This is a genomic window from Delftia sp. BGA-UO-ETr-SB1, from assembly GCF_059567865.1.
On sequence record NZ_JCAQOW010000006.1, the window covers coordinates 261349 to 279188 of the forward strand.

At 68.1% G+C, this 17840-nt stretch carries 15 protein-coding genes; 3 read left to right on the forward strand and 12 right to left on the reverse strand.

Translation table 11 applies throughout. The features are described 5' to 3' along the window. Nucleotides 1-17: 17 nt before the first annotated feature. The 7 genes from hutU to AC57B5_RS20050 form a co-directional block, all read right to left on the reverse strand. Entirely contained in the window at nucleotides 18-1751 is a 1734-nt protein-coding gene (gene hutU / locus AC57B5_RS20020; protein ID WP_016447381.1) for a urocanate hydratase, read from the reverse strand. A 39-nt stretch (nucleotides 1752-1790) separates the two neighbouring features. After that, complete coding sequence (gene hutH / locus AC57B5_RS20025; RefSeq protein ID WP_013800045.1) at nucleotides 1791-3362, reverse strand: histidine ammonia-lyase; 1572 nt, start codon at nucleotides 3360-3362, stop codon at nucleotides 1791-1793. Between the two features lie 113 nt (nucleotides 3363-3475). Next, entirely contained in the window at nucleotides 3476-4246 is a 771-nt protein-coding gene (gene hutC, locus AC57B5_RS20030) for a histidine utilization transcriptional repressor HutC (RefSeq protein WP_049801468.1), read from the reverse strand. 27 nt (nucleotides 4247-4273) lie between these two features. After that, nucleotides 4274-5053: an ABC transporter ATP-binding protein gene (locus tag AC57B5_RS20035; protein ID WP_496400202.1), complete on the reverse strand. Its 780-nt coding sequence runs from the start codon at nucleotides 5051-5053 to the stop codon at nucleotides 4274-4276. Between the two features lie 164 nt (nucleotides 5054-5217). Beyond that, nucleotides 5218-6057 carry an ABC transporter permease gene (locus AC57B5_RS20040; RefSeq protein WP_496400203.1) on the reverse strand — a complete coding sequence of 280 codons (840 nt, stop codon included), beginning with the start codon at nucleotides 6055-6057 and terminating at the stop codon, nucleotides 5218-5220. A 63-nt stretch (nucleotides 6058-6120) separates the two neighbouring features. Continuing rightward, the gene (locus AC57B5_RS20045) at nucleotides 6121-7095 is read right to left on the reverse strand and encodes an ABC transporter substrate-binding protein (protein ID WP_496400204.1); all 975 of its coding nucleotides are present in this window, start codon (nucleotides 7093-7095) and stop codon (nucleotides 6121-6123) included. Between the two features lie 274 nt (nucleotides 7096-7369). Beyond that, nucleotides 7370-8260 (reverse strand): LysR substrate-binding domain-containing protein, encoded by an 891-nt coding sequence (locus tag AC57B5_RS20050; RefSeq protein WP_496400205.1) that lies wholly within the window; start codon nucleotides 8258-8260, stop codon nucleotides 7370-7372. Between the two features lie 94 nt (nucleotides 8261-8354). On the opposite strand from AC57B5_RS20050, the gene AC57B5_RS20055 reads away from it, so the two are divergent. The 3 genes from AC57B5_RS20055 (at nucleotide 8355) to AC57B5_RS20065 (ending at nucleotide 12910) form a co-directional block, all read left to right on the forward strand. Next, on the forward strand, nucleotides 8355-9596 hold the full coding sequence (locus AC57B5_RS20055) for a CaiB/BaiF CoA transferase family protein (protein WP_496400206.1): 1242 nt from the start codon (nucleotides 8355-8357) through the stop codon (nucleotides 9594-9596). A 10-nt stretch (nucleotides 9597-9606) separates the two neighbouring features. After that, nucleotides 9607-10758, forward strand: coding sequence for an acyl-CoA dehydrogenase family protein (locus AC57B5_RS20060; protein ID WP_373788497.1), 1152 nt, complete (start codon nucleotides 9607-9609; stop codon nucleotides 10756-10758). A 220-nt stretch (nucleotides 10759-10978) separates the two neighbouring features. Next, nucleotides 10979-12910, forward strand: a complete 1932-nt coding sequence (locus tag AC57B5_RS20065; protein ID WP_043780224.1) for a RecQ family ATP-dependent DNA helicase — start codon at nucleotides 10979-10981, stop codon at nucleotides 12908-12910. Nucleotides 12911-12917: 7 nt separating this feature from the next. On the opposite strand, the gene AC57B5_RS20070 is transcribed toward AC57B5_RS20065, so the two are convergent. The 5 genes from AC57B5_RS20070 to AC57B5_RS20090 form a co-directional block, all read right to left on the reverse strand. Next, nucleotides 12918-13238 carry a helix-turn-helix domain-containing protein gene (locus tag AC57B5_RS20070; RefSeq protein WP_016452227.1) on the reverse strand — a complete coding sequence of 107 codons (321 nt, stop codon included), beginning with the start codon at nucleotides 13236-13238 and terminating at the stop codon, nucleotides 12918-12920. Continuing rightward, nucleotides 13238-13600 carry a type II toxin-antitoxin system RelE/ParE family toxin gene (locus AC57B5_RS20075; RefSeq protein WP_065344914.1) on the reverse strand — a complete coding sequence of 121 codons (363 nt, stop codon included), beginning with the start codon at nucleotides 13598-13600 and terminating at the stop codon, nucleotides 13238-13240. Before AC57B5_RS20075 ends, AC57B5_RS20070 begins: the two co-directional genes overlap by 1 nt. An 80-nt stretch (nucleotides 13601-13680) precedes the next feature. Further along, nucleotides 13681-14490 carry a DUF4198 domain-containing protein gene (locus AC57B5_RS20080; RefSeq protein WP_496400207.1) on the reverse strand — a complete coding sequence of 270 codons (810 nt, stop codon included), beginning with the start codon at nucleotides 14488-14490 and terminating at the stop codon, nucleotides 13681-13683. Nucleotides 14491-14496: 6 nt separating this feature from the next. Beyond that, on the reverse strand, nucleotides 14497-14985 hold the full coding sequence (locus AC57B5_RS20085) for an EF-hand domain-containing protein (protein ID WP_012202078.1): 489 nt from the start codon (nucleotides 14983-14985) through the stop codon (nucleotides 14497-14499). Nucleotides 14986-15157: 172 nt separating this feature from the next. After that, nucleotides 15158-17584 carry a TonB-dependent hemoglobin/transferrin/lactoferrin family receptor gene (locus AC57B5_RS20090; protein WP_496400208.1) on the reverse strand — a complete coding sequence of 809 codons (2427 nt, stop codon included), beginning with the start codon at nucleotides 17582-17584 and terminating at the stop codon, nucleotides 15158-15160. Nucleotides 17585-17840 lie beyond the last annotated feature (256 nt).

Here is a 17840-nt window from a genome sequence, read left to right on the forward strand (position 1 = left end):
GGTGTCCTGCAAGCGGCTCACTTGACCATGGGCAGGTTCAGCTGATGGCGCTTGGCGGCCGCCACGGCAATGTCGTAGCCCGCATCCGCATGGCGCATCACGCCGGTGGCCGGATCGTTCCAGAGCACGCGGCCCAGGCGGGCGGCGGCCTCGTCCGTGCCGTCGGCCACGATGACCACGCCCGCATGCTGGGAGTAGCCCATGCCCACGCCGCCGCCGTGGTGCAGGCTGACCCAGGTGGCGCCGCCTGCGGTGTTGAGCAGGGCGTTGAGCAGCGGCCAGTCGCTGACGGCGTCCGTGCCGTCCTTCATGGATTCGGTCTCGCGGTTGGGGCTGGCCACGGAGCCGCAGTCCAGGTGGTCGCGGCCGATCACGATGGGGGCCTTGAGTTCGCCGTTCTTCACCATCTCGTTGAAGGCCAGGGCCGCCTTGTGGCGCTCGCCCAGTCCCAGCCAGCAGATGCGCGCGGGCAGGCCCTGGAAGCTGATGCGCTCGCGCGCCATGTCCAGCCAGCGGTGGGTGTGCTTGTTGTCGGGGAACAGTTCCTTGATCTTGGCGTCGGTCTTGTAGATGTCCTCGGGGTCGCCGGACAGGGCCACCCAGCGGAACGGGCCCTTGCCTTCGCAAAACAGCGGCCGGATGTAGGCGGGCACGAAGCCGGGGAAGTCGAAGGCGTTCTTCACGCCCTGGTCCAGGGCCACCTGGCGGATGTTGTTGCCGTAGTCCACCGTGGGAATGCCCATGGCCTGGAAGTCCAGCATGGCCTGCACGTGCTGGGCGCAGCCCTGGGCGGCGGCGGCCTTGAGCTGGGCATGGCGCGACGGGTCGGCCGCAGCGGCACGCCACTCGTCCACGGTCCAGCCCACGGGCAGGTAGCCGTTGATCAGGTCATGGGCCGAGGTCTGGTCGGTCACGATGTCGGGGCGGGCGCCGCCGGCCTTTGCGCGGCGCACCAGCTCGGGCAGGATTTCGGCGGCATTGCCCAGCAGGCCGATGGAGATGGCTTCGCCCGCGGCCGTGTGCTGGGCGATGAGCTCCAGCGCGTGGTCGATGTCGCGCGCCTGCTTGTCCAGGTAGCGCGTGCGCAGGCGGAAGTCGATGCTGCTTTGCTGGCATTCGATGGCCAGCACGCAGGCACCGGCCAGCACGCCGGCCAGGGGCTGGGCACCGCCCATGCCGCCCAGGCCCGCCGTGAGGATCCACTTGCCCGTGAGGTCGTTGTTGTAGTGCTGGCGGCCGGCCTCGACGAAGGTCTCGAACGTGCCCTGCACGATGCCCTGGGCGCCGATGTAGATCCAGCTGCCGGCCGTCATCTGGCCGTACATGAACAGGCCCTTCTGGTCCAGCTCGTTGAAGTGCTCCCAGTTGGCCCACTGGGGCACGAGGTTGGAGTTGGCCAGCAGCACGCGCGGTGCGTTCTCGTGCGTCTTGAACACGCCCACGGGCTTGCCCGACTGGATCAGCAGCGACTCGTCGGCCTCCAGCTTTTTCAGCGACTCCAGGATCTGGTCATAGCACTCCCAGTTGCGCGCCGCGCGGCCGATGCCGCCGTAGACCACCAGGGCCTTGGGGTTCTCGGCCACGTCGGGGTCCAGGTTGTTCTGCAGCATGCGGTAGGCGGCCTCGGCCAGCCAGTTCTTGCAGTGCAGTTCGCTGCCGCGCGGGGCGCGGATGACGCGGCTGGCGTCATAGCGGGGATTGGTGGCAGCCGTGGCAGCGTTGGCGTTGAGGATGGCGTCGTTGGCGTTCATGGCGATCTCCTGGATGCGGGGGGTGAGCGGTTGCGGGGTTCAGGCAGCCTGGTGGCTGGGCAGGTGGCGGACGATGGCCTGGGGCCAGTCCGTGGCAAGCGCCCACTGGCGCATGGTTTCGATGTCGGGTGCCAGGTAGCGGTCACGGTCCAGGTGCGGAACCTGGCTGCGGATCAGCGCGTACTGCGCCTCGATCAGTTCGGAGCTGTTCAGGCTGCGGTCGAAGTCCATGCCCTGGGCGGCGGCCATGGCTTCCACGCCCACGATGACGGCGGTATTGCGCGCCATCTCGCCCAGGCGCCGTGCGCCGTAGGTGGCCATGGAGACATGGTCTTCCTGGTTGGCCGAGGTGGGCAGGCTGGTGACGCTGCTGGGGTGGGCCAGGCACTGGTTCTCGGCAGCCAGGGCGGCGGCCGTGACCTGGGCGATCATGAAGCCCGAGTTCACGCCGCTGTCGGCAATCAGGAAGGCCGGCAGGCCCGACAGGCCGGTGTCCAGCAGCAGGGCCATGCGGCGCTCGGAGATGGCGCCGATCTCGGCCAGGGCCAGGGCGATGATGTCGGCCGCGAAGGCCACGGGCTCGGCGTGGAAGTTGCCGCCCGAGATCACGTCGCCGTTGTCGAAGACCAGCGGGTTGTCCGAGGCGGCGTTGGCCTCGATCACCAGCACGCGGGCCGCATGGCTGAGGTTGTCCAGGCAGGCGCCCATGACCTGGGGCACGCAGCGGATGGAGTACGGGTCCTGCACGCGGCCGCAATGGGGGTGGGAGGTGTCGATGGCGCTGCCGTCCAGCAGCTCGCGCACGGCGGCGGCCACGGCGATTTGGCCAAGCTGGCCGCGCGCCTCGTGGATGCGCGCGTCAAACGGCTTGACCGAGCCCTTGATGGCCTCCAGCGTCAGGCAGCCCGCCACCAGGCCGGCCGCGAACACGCTCTCGCCCTGGAACAGGCCCACCAGGGCCAGCGCCGTGGACACCTGGGTGCCGTTGAGCAGGGCCAGCCCCTCCTTGGGGCCGAGCACGAAGGGCTCCAGGCCCACGTGGCGCATGGCCTCGGTGCCGGACACCACCTGTCCATCGATCTTGGCCTGGCCTTCGCCGATCAGCACGCAGGCCAGGTGCGACAGCGGCGCCAGGTCGCCCGAGGCGCCCACCGAGCCCTTGGCGGGAATCACGGGCAGCACGTCGGCGTTGGCCAGGGCCAGCAGCGCATCGACCAGCTCGGGGCGCACGCCCGAGTGGCCGCGCGCCAGGCTCACGGCCTTGGTGGCCAGCACCAGGCGCACCACGGCGTCGGGCAGCGGATCGCCCGTGCCCACGCTGTGCGACAGCACCAGGTTGCGCTGCAGCTCTGCCAGGCGGTCATGGGCGATCTTGGTGGAGGCCAGCTTGCCGAAGCCGGTGTTGATGCCATAGACGACCTGGTCCTCATCCACGATGTGCTGCACATGGGCCTGGGCGGCGCGCATGCGCTCGTAGGCGGACGCCGCCATGGACAGGCGCACGCCGCCCTGCTGGATGGCCCGCAACTGGGCCAGGCTGACCTGGCCGGGCTGCAGCGTCAGCGCGGTGCCGGGACGGGAGGTGAGGCCGGGAGTCGTGATGGTGTTCATGGTGATGCCCTGTCGGTGTCTGGGAGGGTGTGCCGGGATGGATGTCTATGCCTGTCTATACAATATCAATCGAAGCGGAACAGCGCAATAGCGGGAACCCCGCCTTTCAGGCCTCAGCCGTCGTGCGATCCGCCGTCGGTGCGAAAGCGGCTGCCCAGCCGGTATCGCATGCCCGGATGCACGCAGTGCACCCAGGTCACGGGCGTGCCCAGGTACCAGGTGCGGCGCGTCAGCGTCAGGCAGGGCTGGTCGGCGTCCATCTGCAGCCAGCGCGCCTGCTCGGGCGTGGGCAGCATGGCGTCCACCACATGCTCGATCTGGTCGAAGGGCACGTTGCGCACCAGATACACCGAAGGCTGGATCAGCGAGAAGTCCTGCTCCATGAAGTCCGGCGCCATGCGCGGGTTCACATGGCGATCTTCCAGCTGCACGGGCACGTCGTTCTCGAAATGCACGCCCTGCAGGTGGAACACCGAGCTGCCCGCAGACAGCTGCAGCGAAGCCGCCGCCTCGGGCGAGGCCGACTCGCGGCGCACGCTGATCAGCTCGAAGCGGTGGTCATGCCCGCGCTGGCGGATTTCCTCGGCGATGTTGGCGATGCGCAGCAGCGTGGACTGCGGCTTTTCCTCGGCCACGAAGGAGCCCACGCCGGCCACGCGCACGATCACGCCCTGCTCGGCCAGCTCGCGCAGCGCGCGGTTGGCCGTCATGCGGGCCACGCCGAACTCCTGCACCAGCTCCTGCTCGGACGGCACGCGCTCGCCGGCCGACAGCGAGCCATCGGCGATCTTGCGCAGCACATGGTCCTTGACCTGCTGGTACAGGGCCATGGGCACCTCCGCCGTCGTTGCGGAAAGTCGGGAAGCCGTGGAACGCGAAGACATGGTGTGGGCAGTGGTCATGGAAAAGCGTCAGTGTGCAGCAGCGGCCAGCGACTCTGCGCGAATCTCTTCGGTCAGCCGGGCTTTCAGCTCCATGAACTCGGGCGAGGTCTTGACCGTGTAGTGGCGCGGATGCGGCAGGTTCACGGGGATATCGGCCTTGATGCGGCCCGGGCGCGCGCTGAACACGGCCACGCGGTTGGCCATGAAGATGGCCTCGTCGATGTCGTGGGTGACGAACATCACGGTCTTGCGCTCGGCCTCCCAGATGCCCAGCAGCAGCTCCTGCATGAGCACGCGGGTCTGGTTGTCGAGTGCGCCGAAGGGCTCGTCCATGAGCAGGATCTTGGGATCATTGGCCAGCGCGCGCGCAATGGCCGTGCGCTGCTGCATGCCGCCCGACAGCTGCTTGGGAAAGTGGTTCTCGAAGCCGCGCAGCCCCACCTTGGCGATGAAGTAGTCGCTGCGCTCCTTTTGCAGCGCCTCGCTCACACCCTTCTCGCGCAGGCCGAAGCGAATGTTCTGGGCCACGGTCAGCCACGGAAACAGCGTGTAGCTCTGGAACACCATGCCCCGGTCGGCGCCCGGCCCGTCCACGGTGCGGCCGTCCAGCAGCACCTGGCCCGTGGTCGGGAAATCCAGCCCTGCCGCAATGCGCAGCATGGTGGACTTGCCGCAGCCCGAGGGGCCGAGGATGGTGACGAAGTCGTTCTCGCGGACCTCGAAATCCACAGGCAGCAGGGCCTGCGTGCTCGTGCCCTTGTGGCTGGTGAAGGTGCGCGAAACACCTTGAATAGACAAAAGATTCATCACGATTCTCCAGGGCGCTTGTCAATATTCACGGCGGCTGCAACCGGCGCGACTCACCTCAGAGACACCGAGGAAGGGCCTACGCCGGCCGCGCCGCCCCGCACCGAGGGTGTCGTCCCCCTTCAAGGGGGAAGCGGCGCAGCCGCTCAGGGGGTAGATCCTTTTCACAGGGTGCTCCACTCGAACATGCGACGGTTGACGGTCTTGAAGATGAAATCGGACACCAGGCCGATGAGGCCGATCACGATGATGCCGAAGATGATCTGGCCCGTGTTCAGCAGCGCCTGGCTGTCGGTGATCATGTGGCCGATGCCCGAGGACGAGCCGATCAGCTCGGCCACGATCACATAGGTCCAGGCCCAGCCCAGCACCAGGCGCAGCGTCTCGGCAATGCCGGGCGCGGCGCCCGGAATCAGCACGCGGCGCACCACGCCGGTGTTGGAGGCGCCCAGCGTGTAGGCGGCCTCCACCAGGTCCTTGCGCGCGCCGCCCACGGTGACGGCCACCATCAGCGTGATCTGGAACACCGAGCCGATGAAGATGACCAGCAGCTTCTGCGTCTCGCCCACGCCGGCCCACAGGATCAGCAGCGGGATGAAGGCCGAGGCCGGCAGGTAGCGGCAGAACGAGACGAAGGGCTCGAAGAAGGCCTCGACCGGCTTCCAGGCGCCCATGGCGATGCCCAGGGGCACGGCCACGACCGAGGCCAGGATGAAGCCGCCCATCACGCGCCAGACCGTCATGCCGATGTCTTGCAGGAAGCCGTACTCGGTGAACAGCAGCACGCCCTCGCGCGCCATGGTCATGGGGCTGGCCAGGAAGGTCGGGGAGACGAAGCCGCCCAGCGTCACAGCCGCCCAGACGAGAAAGAACAGCACGAAGAAGGCCACACCCAGCACCCACTTGGCCGTGGGGCTGACGGGCTCCAGCGGCGCCATGCGGCGGCGGCGGACGGGGGCTGGCGCCGCGGCGGGCGCGGGAGCGTGCGGTGTGGCGTGGGTCATGGGCTTGTTAGCCGGCTGGACTGCGGAAGTGGATGCGGCTTGCATGGTCATCCCCTGGCGGGCTTACTGGATGAAGCTGGCGTCGTACATCACGCCATAGTTCTCGGGGATGGAGCGGATGATGCCGGCCTCCTTGAGGATCACGGCCGACTCCTTCATGAAGGGCACCAGCTCGTTGGCGAAGAATTTCTGGTTGGCTTCCTTGTCGGACCACTTCAGGTAGGAGGCCGACTTGCCGAACTGCTCGCCACCCTGCTTGACGGCCGCGCCCATGATCTCGAAGGACTTGGTCTTGTCGGCCTCGATCATGGCCACCGCATCGAAGTACGACTGGGCCAGGGCCTTGGCGGCGGCCGCGTTGGCCTTGAGCCACTTGGGATCGCAGCCCACCGTGTCCATGACCATGGGGTAGTCGATGGTGGTGGCCAGGATCTTGCCCGCGGCCGGGTTGGCGCGGATGGTGGACAGGTAGGGCTCGTAGCTCATGGCCGCATCGTTCTGGCCGGCCACGAAGGCCTGGGCGGCGGGCTGGGGCTCCAGCGAGACGGTCTTCACATCCTTCATGGTCATGCCGTTCTTGTGCAGCATCCAGGCCAAGCCGAAGTACGGCGCCGTGCCCGGCGCGCTCACGGCCACCGTCTTGCCCTTGAGGTCGGCAAAGCCCTTGACGTCATTGCGCACGGCGATGCCGTCGGCACCGTAGGACTTGTCCATCTGGAAGATCTGCACGATGGGCACGCCGTTCGTGTTCCAGGCCACATGCGTCTCGATGGTGGTGGCCGCGCACTGGATGGCGCCCGAGGCCAGGGCCAGGTGGCGGTCCTTCTGCGGAATCATCTTCAGGTCCACCGCCAGGCCGTTCTTCTTGAAGATGCCGGCCTTGTCGGCCAGGGTCAGCGGCGCGAAGCCGGTCCAGCCCGACATGCCCAGGGTGATCTTGGTCTCCTGCGCGGCAGCGGGCTGCAGTGCGGCGGCAAGGCAGAGGGCGGCGGCCAGCAGCCCCAGGGGCAGGCGGCGGAACGTGGGGATCGAACTCATGTGGCACTCCTCGGTCGGGAAAGCAAGTTGGCGATGGCAGTTTCGGGGTCCGCAGGCAGACCAGTGCGGGAGCCCGAAGTGTGTTTTTGCCGACCGGACATGTATATACAGGATTACCCGGCAAACCGGTGATGGAGCGAGCATCCTGCATCTACCTGCGATCAACACGGAGAGCAACAGCAAATGCCGTGCCAACCAAGCTTGTCCATACAACCTGGGGAAAATCCCGGGTAACAGCTCACCACCGTGGTGCATGCCACGGGGCTGCGCGCCGCTACGGTGCAATCACGGCACGTGCCACCTTCAAGAACGGTGCAATCAGCGGCGAGGCATTGCCCGCCGGCACGGCCAGCACCACGCCCTGGGGGGCCACGCGGCCCCGGATGCGGCGGCAGGCCAGGCGCTGGCCATCGTGGGCGCGGTCCACCACCGGCCGCGTGGTCAGCACGCTCAGGCCGTGGCCATTGGCCACCATGGAGCGCAGCATTTCGATGGAGGCGAACTCATGGGCCACCAGCGGCGTCACGCCGGCCTCGCGGAACAGCGACAGGAAATACTCACGGCTATGCGGCAGATTGATCAGCACCAGCGGGTAGCGGGCCACCTCGGCCAGCCCCACGCTGGTCCTGGCCGCCAGCGCATGGCGCTGCGGCAGCAGCACATAGGGCGGCAGCGCCGCCACGGGCAGCAGCTCCATGCGGGGACGCGCCAGGCCCGTGTCGTACTGCAGGGCCGCATCGAGCTCGCCGCGCTCCACCTGTTGCGTGAGCGAGGCGATGTCGCCCTCCACCAGCTCCAGCGCAATGCCGGGGTGCAGGCGCTGCATCTGCGCCAGCAGGGCCGGCACCCAGCGCGCGCCCAGCGTGCTCAGAAAGCCCAGGCGCAGCACGCCCGCCATCGCCGCCGTGCGCGGCCCCTGCAGGCTGCGTGCGCCGTCCAGCAGCGCCTGGGCCTCGCGGCTGCGCACCGCGCCCGCCGCCGTGAGATCCAGCCCCCTGGCATGGCGGCGCACGAACAGTGCCTCGCCCCACAGCGCCTCCAGGTCGGCAATCGCCTTGGAGATGGACGGCTGGGACACGCCGATGGCCTCGGCCGCGCGCGCAGTGCTGCCATGGCGTGCGGCGGCCACGAAATACTCCAGCTGGCGCAGGCTGATATGGATCATCTTTTTGAATGCATTGCATCAGGATTGAATATTTTCCATTGATTCAATCACGCGCCAGCATGCAGCCATAGACCACCCGTCCAAGGCTGCCCCCATGACCGAGTCCACCCCCCTCACCGCCCGCCCGCTGGACGGCGTGCGCATCCTCGACTTCACGCGCGTGCTGGCCGGGCCGCTGTCCACGGCCCTGCTGGCCGACCTGGGCGCCGAGGTCGTCAAGATCGAGCCGCCGCAGGGCGACGACTACCGCGCCATCGGCCCCATGAACAACGGCGAAAGCGCGCTGTTCACGGTGATGAACCGCAACAAGCAAAGCCTGGTGCTGGACCTCAAGCACCCCGAGGCCGTGGCTCTGGTCCACGAGATGGCGGCCCAGGCCGACGTGGTGGTGGAGAACTTCCGGCCCGGCGTGGCCGAGCGCCTGGGCATAGGCGCAAGCCAGTTGCGGGCGCTCAATCCGCGCCTGGTCTATGTCAGCGTCTCGGGCTTCGGGCAGACCGGGCCGCTGGCCCACCGGCCGGCCTACGACATCATCGTGCAGGCCATGAGCGGCCTCATGGAGGCCACGGGCGAGCCCGATGGCGCGCCCACCGTGGTGGGCGAGGCCGTCAGCGACGTGGTGGCCGGCCTGTTCGCCTCCTGGGCCACGCTGGCCGCGCTGCTGCAGGCGCGCGCCACCGGGCAGGGCCAGCAGGTGGACGTGGCCATGTTCGACACCACGCTGAGCTTTCTGGCCACCTCGGTGGCGCGCTACCTGTTCACGGGCCGGCCCGCGCGCCGCGTAGGCAACCGCCATCCGCTGTCCGCGCCGTTCGGCGTGTACCGCGCAGGCGACGGCCACTTCGCGCTGGCGGTGCTCAACAACAAGCTGTTCGCCGCCGCCCTGCAGGCCATGGAACTGGGCAGCCTGGCCGGCGACCCGCGCTTTGCCAGCGATGAATCACGCTCGGCCCACGAACCCGCGCTGCGCGAGGCCATCGAGGCCTGGGCCGGCCGGCATGAAGTGGCGCAGGTGGTGGCCGCGCTGGATGCGGCGGGCGTGCCCGCCGCCCCCATCTGGAACATTGCCCAGGCGCTGGAGTCGCCCCAGAGCCAGGCGCGCGGCCTGCTTGGCGCGGTGCAGGACCCGCGCCTGCCCGGCCTGCGCCTGCCCACCCAGCCCGTGCATTTCAGCGGCGCCGCGCCCAACCGCGCCGAGCGCGCACCGGCCCTGGGCGAGCACACCGACGCCCTGCTCTCGCAGTGGCTGGGCCGGGGCGCCGAAGCCATTGCCGCGCTGCGCGCATCCGGTGCCCTGGGCACTGCAGGCGCGGTCCCCTCTTTCCCATCACATTGAGCGAACCTCCATGAACTTTCAACGACTGGGCACCACCGCCGACGACCACGCCATTGCCGATGCCGTGGCCCGCTTTGCCGACGACGCACTCGCCCCGCTGGCGCAGCGCATGGACGAAGAGGCACTGTCCGCCACCTGCCATGTGCCGGGCCTGTCGGCCCTGGGCGTGATGGGCATGAACCTGCCCGAGGCCCTGGGCGGCCCCGGCGTCACGCCCACGGCCATGCTGCTGTCCCTGGTGGCCATCTCGCGCGCCTGCGCGGCCACCTCGTCCATGATCGGCGCCCACTACCTGGGCACGGACGCCGTGCTCATCGGCGGCGACGACGCCCAGCGCCAGCAGTGGCTGCCGCGCTGCGCCAGCGGCGAATGGCTGGCGGCCTTTGCGCTGACCGAGCCGCGCGGCGGCTCCCACCCGGCCGACATGCGCACGCGCGCCGTGCGCGATGGGGACGATTATCTGATCACGGGCGTCAAGCACTTCATCTCCAACGCCGCCGAGGCACGCTTCATGGTGGTCTTCGCCAAGACCGACATGGAGGCCGGCGCGCGCGGCGTCAGCGCCTTCATCGTGCCGCGCGATCTGCCCGGCATCCAGGTCTCGGCGCCCGAAAAACTCATGGGCATCCGCGGCGGCCATGCCTTCGAGGTCTCGCTGGACGGCGTGCGCGTGCCTGCCAGCCACCGGCTGGGCGCCGAGGGCACAGGCTTCAAGACGGCGATGAAGGTGCTGGACAACAGCCGCCTGGACGTGGCGGCCACCGCCCTGGGCGTGGCCGAGGCCGCCCTGGCCGCCGCCGCGCAATGGGCCAATCAGCGCCTGGTCGGCGGCGAGCCACTGGCCACCAAACAGGGCATCCAGTGGAAGCTGGCAGACATGAAGCTGCGCCTGGAGGCATCGTGGGCACTGACGATGCAGGCCCTGGCCTTGCGCCAGGCCGGCCAGCCCTTCACCCAGCACTCGGCCATGGCCAAGCTCCATGCGTCCGAAATGGTGGGCTTCGTCACCGACGAGGCCCTGCAGATCCACGGCGGCTACGGCTACACGCGCGAAATGCCGCTGGAGCGCCTGGTGCGCGATGCGCGCATCCTGCGCATCTACGAAGGCTCGTCCGAAGTGCAGCGCAGCATCATTGCGCGTGGGGTGCTGGGCGGCAGCTGAATGCAGCAGCGGGTGGCTAGGAGAAATCTGAAAATGGCACCCTCGCGCCCGGAAAAGGCCGTTGATGCAGAGCGGCTCAAACCCCAGGTCTTCCCTGGACCTTGCGAGGGGGCGCAAAATGGCGGCTGTTGCGGCCTTCGGGCCGCAGCGCATTTTTTGCGGGAAGCGCCCGCATCCCGCTCCCTCCCGCGCCAGCCGCCTCTGCCGAAAGAAGTCCCCGTTGTCCGCCGCGCATTCCGTCCTGCAAGCCGTGTTCGGCTACGAACAATTCCGCGGTCCGCAGGAAGCCATCGTCTCGCACGTGGTCGCCGGCGGCGATGCGCTGGTGCTCATGCCCACGGGTGGCGGCAAGTCGCTGTGCTACCAGGTGCCGGCCATCGTGCGCCAGCAGCAGGGCCACGGCGTGGCGGTGGTGGTGTCGCCGCTGATCGCGCTCATGCACGACCAGGTGGGCGCGCTGCACGAGGCCGGTGTCAGCGCCGCCTACCTGAACTCCACGCTGTCCTATGACGAGACGCAGGAAGTCGAATGGCGCCTGCAAAGCGGCGACATCACCTTGCTGTATGCCGCGCCCGAGCGCCTGAACACGCCGCGCTTCCTGGGCCTGCTCGACGACCTGCATGCCCAGGGCAAGCTGTCGCTGTTCGCCATCGACGAGGCCCACTGCGTGAGCCAGTGGGGCCATGACTTCCGGCCCGAGTACCGCGCGCTGAGCGTGCTGCACGAGCGCTATGCGGGCGTGCCGCGCATTGCGCTCACGGCCACGGCCGATGCACTCACGCGCGCCGACATCGTCGAGCGGCTGCAGCTGGAGAGCGCGCGGCACTTCGTCAGCAGCTTCGACCGCCCCAACATCCGCTACCGCATCGCCGAGAAGAAGGACGTCAGCAACCAGCTGCTGCGCTTCATAGAGCGCGAGCACGAGGGCGAGGCCGGCGTGGTCTATTGCCAGTCGCGCAAGCGCGTGGAGGAGCTGGCCCAGACGCTGAGCCAGGCCGGCGTGCCCGCCCTGCCCTACCACGCGGGCCTGCCCTTCGAGACGCGCCAGCTGCACCAGGACCGCTTTCTGCGCGAGGACGGCATCGTCATCGTCGCCACCATCGCCTTCGGCATGGGCATCAACAAGCCCGACGTGCGCTTCGTGGCCCACGTGGACATGCCCAAGAACATCGAGGGCTACTACCAGGAAACCGGCCGCGCAGGCCGCGACGGGCTGCCCGCCGATGCCTGGATGGCCTACGGCCTGTCCGACGTGGTCAACCAGCGCCGCATGATCGACGAAAGCCCGGCCGAGGACACCTTCAAGCAGGTCATGCGCGGCAAGCTCGATGCCCTGCTGGGCCTGGCCGAGGCCACGGACTGCCGCCGCGTGCGGCTGCTGGCCTACTTCGGCGAGCAGTACGGCCTGGGCGCACCGGGAGAAGACGCAGAGACGGACCTTGAAGGCCGGCCTCTGCAGCGCGTGGCAAAGACCGCGTGCGGCAACTGCGACAACTGCATGGAGCCCCCGGCCCTGTGGGATGGCACGGACGCCGCGCGCAAGCTGCTGTCCACCATCTACCGCGTGCACGAGGCCAGCCAGCTGACCTTTGGCGCGGGCCACATCATGGACGTGCTGCGCGGCAAGGACACCGAGAAGGTGCGCCAGTACGGCCACGACAAGATCTCCACCTTCGGCCTGGGCAAGGACTACAGCGAGCCCCAGCTGCGCGGCGTGATGCGCCAGCTGCTGGCCACGGGCGCCCTGGGCCTGCACAAGATCACCAGCGAGAACAGCGGCCACAGCTTCGACACGCTGTGCCTGGCCGATGGCTCGCGCGACGTGCTGCGCGGCAATGTCCCCGTGCAGCTGCGCGAGGCCGTGGCCGCGCCGCGCACGCGCACCTCCAAGCGCGCCACCCAGCCCAACGCGGCCGCCGCCAGCCTGGGCCCCGACGCCCAGGTGCGCTTCATCAACCTCAAGGCCTGGCGCGCCGAGGTCGCGCGCGAACACAACCTGCCGGCCTATGTGATCTTCCACGACGCCACGCTGGCAGCCATCGCCGAGCGCAACCCCGCATCGCTGGACGACCTGCAAGGCATCAGCGGCATGGGCGCCAAGAAGCTCGACGCCTACGGCGCCGAGGTGCTGCGGGTGGTGGCCACGGGCTGAGTGAGCTTCAGGGCGCCACCGTGATGCCGGCTGCGTGCGCACGGCGTGCAGGCCGCACGACGATCTCGACCTGCTGGTCCAGCGACACCAGCGCCTGCATCAGGCGCTCCAGAGAGATGTTCTGCAGCTTGTAGCGCCGGACCTGGGAAATCTTGGGCTGCGTCATGCCCGTGATGCCTGCAGCCTCGGTCTGACTGAGCCCGCGCTTGTCCATCAGCTCGTTGAGCTTCATGGCCAGCACGGTTTTGGCCGACAGTTCCTGTGCGTCCTCGAAGCCCAGATCGACCAGCACATTGGCTGTTCCCTGCGAAGAATCCTGGCGATGCATCATGTTCTCCCGCCCGCTCCATAGCGGGCCAGTACGGACTTCAAACGCTTCTCGATCAGATCCACGTCGGGCTGCGGCGTGGCAATGCCGGATTTTGATTTTTTCTGAAACGCATGGAGCACATGGACGGCGTCGCCGATACGGACACTGTAGACGGCACGGAAAGCGTCTCCCCTGTGGTCTTCGACCAACTCATATACGCCTGGGCCCAGCCCTTTCCACGGCTTGGCCGAGTTCGGCATGCCGCCCAACTGGACAACGAACAGCGCCACGCCCATATCCTTCTGAACGCCGATGGGGAAGTCCTTGAAGTCCTTCTTCGATGAGCCTTCCCAGTACAGCAGTTTGCGTTGGTTCGTCATGAATTATATCCGTTCAGATATAAATTTCTCCATGCTTGCATCCAGCAAAAAGAAGAGCCCGCATCAGCGGGCTCTCTTCATCACTGCGCCAGCACCCTGAAGGTCAGCGTGTAGTTGTTGCCGTACTGCGGCGCGGCGGCGCCGGCGGGGGCGTCGGCGCGGTAGCGCACCAGGGCCAGGTAGATGCCGGACTTGGGCAGGGCGTAGGAGATGCGGCCCTCGCCATCGGTGGTCAGCGCGTCCACGCTGTGCTGGCTGGCCAGGTCCATGGCCGAGCGGAAGATTTCCACCTTCTGCGCGGCCAGCGGCTTGCCGTCGTATTGCACGGTGAAGTCGAACTTCTCGCCCGCGAACAGGTCGGCAGGATGCGTGACGGGCACGATCTCCAGGCCCTTGCCTGAGGGCGCGAGCGCGGCCCGGCTGGGCTTGCCCACCGTGATGTAGGTCTCGGAGACCGACAGCGACTGGTAGTGGCTCAGCAGCTTGGCATCGGCCGGCGTGGGCGTGGCGGGATCACGCGCGGTCTCCACCTTGCCGTTGCGCTCCCACGAACGGAAGACGGCGCCCAGGCGCTGGCCGGTGCTCACGCGGTAGGTGCCCTTCTCGTCGGGCAGTTGGTGCTCGGCCACGGTGCGGGTCTTGAACTGGCGCACATCGGCCACGGGCGTGACCGAGCCGTCGGGCGCCGTCACGGTGAAGCGCGTTTCGCCAAAAGCCACTTCGGGGATGAAGAACTTGTCGGCGAAGCTGGCGTCCACGCTGATGACGGCCCGGGGCGAAGCCTCGAAGCTGGTGGGCAGCAGGTAGGGCGTGTGGGCCTGGGCGGAGATGCACACGGCCGACAGCAGCGGCAGCCACCAGGCCAATCGCTTGGATGGGGTTTTGGCCATGTCCGCTCAGGGCTTCTTGACGTCGTTCTTGTCCACGACGCCATCGGCATTGACGTCGGCTTCCTTGAAGCTGCGTTCGGCGATGGCCATGTCTTCTTCCACGGTGTATTTGCCGTCGCGGTTCCTGTCCACGATGCCGAAGCGCACATGGGCCTGCTTCATGGACTGGGCATAGCGCTCGTCGGGCTGGCGGCCCGCGTACTGCTGCTTGAGGCGGGCCTCGAACTCGTCCACGTACTCCTTCTCGCTGAGCCAGCCGTCGCCATTGGTGTCGCCGGCCAGGAAGCGCTGCTTGCGCACGGTGTCGTACTCCTGGCGCGTGACCACGCCATCACGGTTGGCGTCGTAGCTGCCCATGAAGGCAGACTGGCCATGCCCGCCCGCAGGCTGGGCCGGGCCGCTGGCGGACGGTGCCGTGGGCGATGCGCAGGCGGTGAGCAGGGCCGCCAGGCCGGCAGCGGCCAGCATGCGGTGGGACAGAGAGAACTCGATCATGAAACGACTCCTGAAGTAGGCAGATACAGCGGCGGCTGCGATGGTGGTGGAGGCTTTCCGGCCGACACCGCCGCTGTAGGGAAGGCCGGCCGGCCCCTGGAGAAACTCCTCGGATCCGCGCCACGCGGCAAGTGAAGGTGGCGTGGATGCAATGGCATGGTGCGTAGGGTGCTCAGAACGCAACGTTCATGGACACGGCGAAGGTGCGGCCCGGGTTGCTCAGCAGCTCGATGTCGCGGCGGTCGCGCGCCACGCCGGGCTGCAGGCTGCGGGTGCTGGAATAGTCCCAGTAGCGCTTGTCGCCCAGGTTGTAGATGCCGGCGTTCAGGCGCACGTTCTTTGCGACCTGCCAGTAGCCGGCCAGGTCGAAGATGGCATAGCCGGGCACGCGGAACAGCTCGGTGGTCGAGTCCGTCAGGCCGGTGCCCGCGTTCTGGTAGCTGTCGCGGTTGGTGGCCACGGCCTGCTTGCCCGCGACGAAGGTGCCGGTCAGGTTCAGGCCCCATTGCCGGGCCGGTGCGTCATAGCCCACGCCGACGATGGCCTTGCGCGGCAGCACGCTGTCCAGCGGCACATCCTTGTCGCCTGCGTAGTAGGACTTGGAGGTGCCGCGGCTGATGCCCAGCGCCCAGGTGGAGTACAGGCCCCTGGCGGCGGGCATCCACTGGCCGTGGTCCAGGCGCGCGCTGGCCTCGAAGCCGTAGATCTTTGCGCTGTCGCGGTTCTCGGCCTGGTAGATGGTGCCGATGTGGGCGGGCACGTTGACGAACAGGTCGGGACGGCCCGCGCGCAGGTAGCGCGTGTAGGCGATGAAGTCGGAGTACCTGGTATAGAAGACCGAGCTGTTGAAGGTCACGCCCGGCGTGGGCGAACCCTTCAGGCCGAAGTCGAAGGCATTGCTGCTTTCCTCCTTCAGGTTGGGGTTGCCGACCAGCGCGTACTGGTTGCCGGTGTTGTAGTTGCTGGCCATGTTCCACGAGCCGAAGATCTCGCCGGCAGAGGGCGCGCGCCCGCTGCGCTTGAACTGGGCATAGGCGCTGAACGTGGGCGTGAGGTCATAGACCAGGGCCAGGCTGGGGCTGAGGATGGTGTTGCCACGCGTGCCGCCGTAGAGCTTCTGGACATCGGCGGGCGTGAGCACGCCCGAGACGAAGTTGTCCAGGTCGCGTGTCTTGATCTCCACGCGGTCCACGCGCAGCGCGGGAATCAGCGCCAGGCGGCGGCCACCGGCCTGGAAGCTGATCTCGTCCTGCAGGAAGGCGCCGTAGCGGCGGGTGGTGGTGTCGGGCTGGGGCTTCATGTTGCCGGACACGGCCCAGGGGCGCTCCGTGTCCTGGGTCGAGGCATTGACGCCAAAGCTCAGGCGGTGGCGGTCGATGCGCTTGTCGCCCGTGCTCGAGAAACCCCAGGTGCGCGTCTCATTGCCGGAGACGTTGTGCACCTTGGCGCCCGTGGCCAGCGTGGTGGTGTCGGTGACGTCGTTGGTGTCCGTGTTCTGGAAGTACAGCCGCGTGTCCAGCTGGTCCACCCAGGCGCCGGCCGGTGTCCACAGGTGCTGCAGCTGCAGCGTGTTGCGACTGGTGTCGCTGTTCTGGCGCGAGCTTTCGGTGATGCTGGTGTTGGTGGTGTCCCAGCCGTGGAAGGAGGTGTCGTTCTTGCGGCGGTACAGGTCGGCCGACAGCACCAGGCGGTGGGCCGGGTTGATGCGCAGGCCGCCCTTGAGCAGCAGCGCGTTGGAGTTCCAGTCGTCGGGATAGCTGTTGACGATGGCGCTGTGGTTGCGCGTCTCGTGGCCGTCGCGGCGCGAGTAGGCGATCAGGCCGTCGAGGTCGCCCGAGCGGCCAGCGGCCGTGAAGCTCTCGTTCCAGGAGCGGTCGGCCGTGTCGTGGCCGATCTTGCCGCCCAGGTAGGAGGTCTTGCCGCCCACCAGGTAGTCCTCGGCGGACTTGGTGCGAAAGCCCACCGAGCCGCCGATGCCACCGGCCGCGCGCCGCGCCGTGGTGGTGCCGGAGAGGATGTCCACGGCCGAGAACATCTCGGGGTCGATGAAGTCGCGGCCCACGCCGAAGGTGTTGGCGCCGACACGGCTCACATAGGGGCGCGTGGTGGCGTCGGGCATCTCGACGCCGTCCACATCCATGCCGATGCGATTGCCCTCGATGCCGCGGATGTTGTAGCCCGTGGTGCCCGAACGGTCGAAGCTGCTGCGGTTGCGGCTGGTGCCCGAGGCCGTGCCGGGCGCTGAGACCAGCGGCTGGTAGCGCACCACATCGGCCATGCTGCCGGCCTGCTCCAGCGCCGGGCCGCTGACGGTGGTGGAGGCGCCGGGCGTGCGCTGCACGGGCTCGGCTGCATCGACCACATCGACCTGGGCCAGCGCCTTGGTGGGAGCCTGTGCCATCAGCCGGGCCTCATCGTCCGCAGTCTGCACATGCGTCTGCGTCTGCGTCTGCGTCCGCGTCTGTGCCCAGGCGCCGGGCACGGCCAGACCGATCACGGCGGCCTGCACGGCCACGGCCAGCAGGCTGGGCCGCAATGCCGGCGTACGCGAGGGATTGCGGGAGAGGGAGAGGAAAGACGAACGCGAAGACACAGCCATGGCGGGAATCGGGGAAAGAGGGTTGCTGGCTAGCTGCCGACCTGTCCGCGGAGTGCTCTTGCGAGACCATTGCTCCCCCCGTGTGTGATTGTTCCTGCTGGCTTTCCGCGATTCTCCCATCAATTGATAATGATTATCATTTGTTTTGTCTCATTTACGTCACAGGGGCCGATCCAGGCTCCGCGCGGGCCTCCTCCACAAACCCCACACAAAGACTCGACAGCGCAGCAAGATTGCCCGCTCACACTGCGGCGGC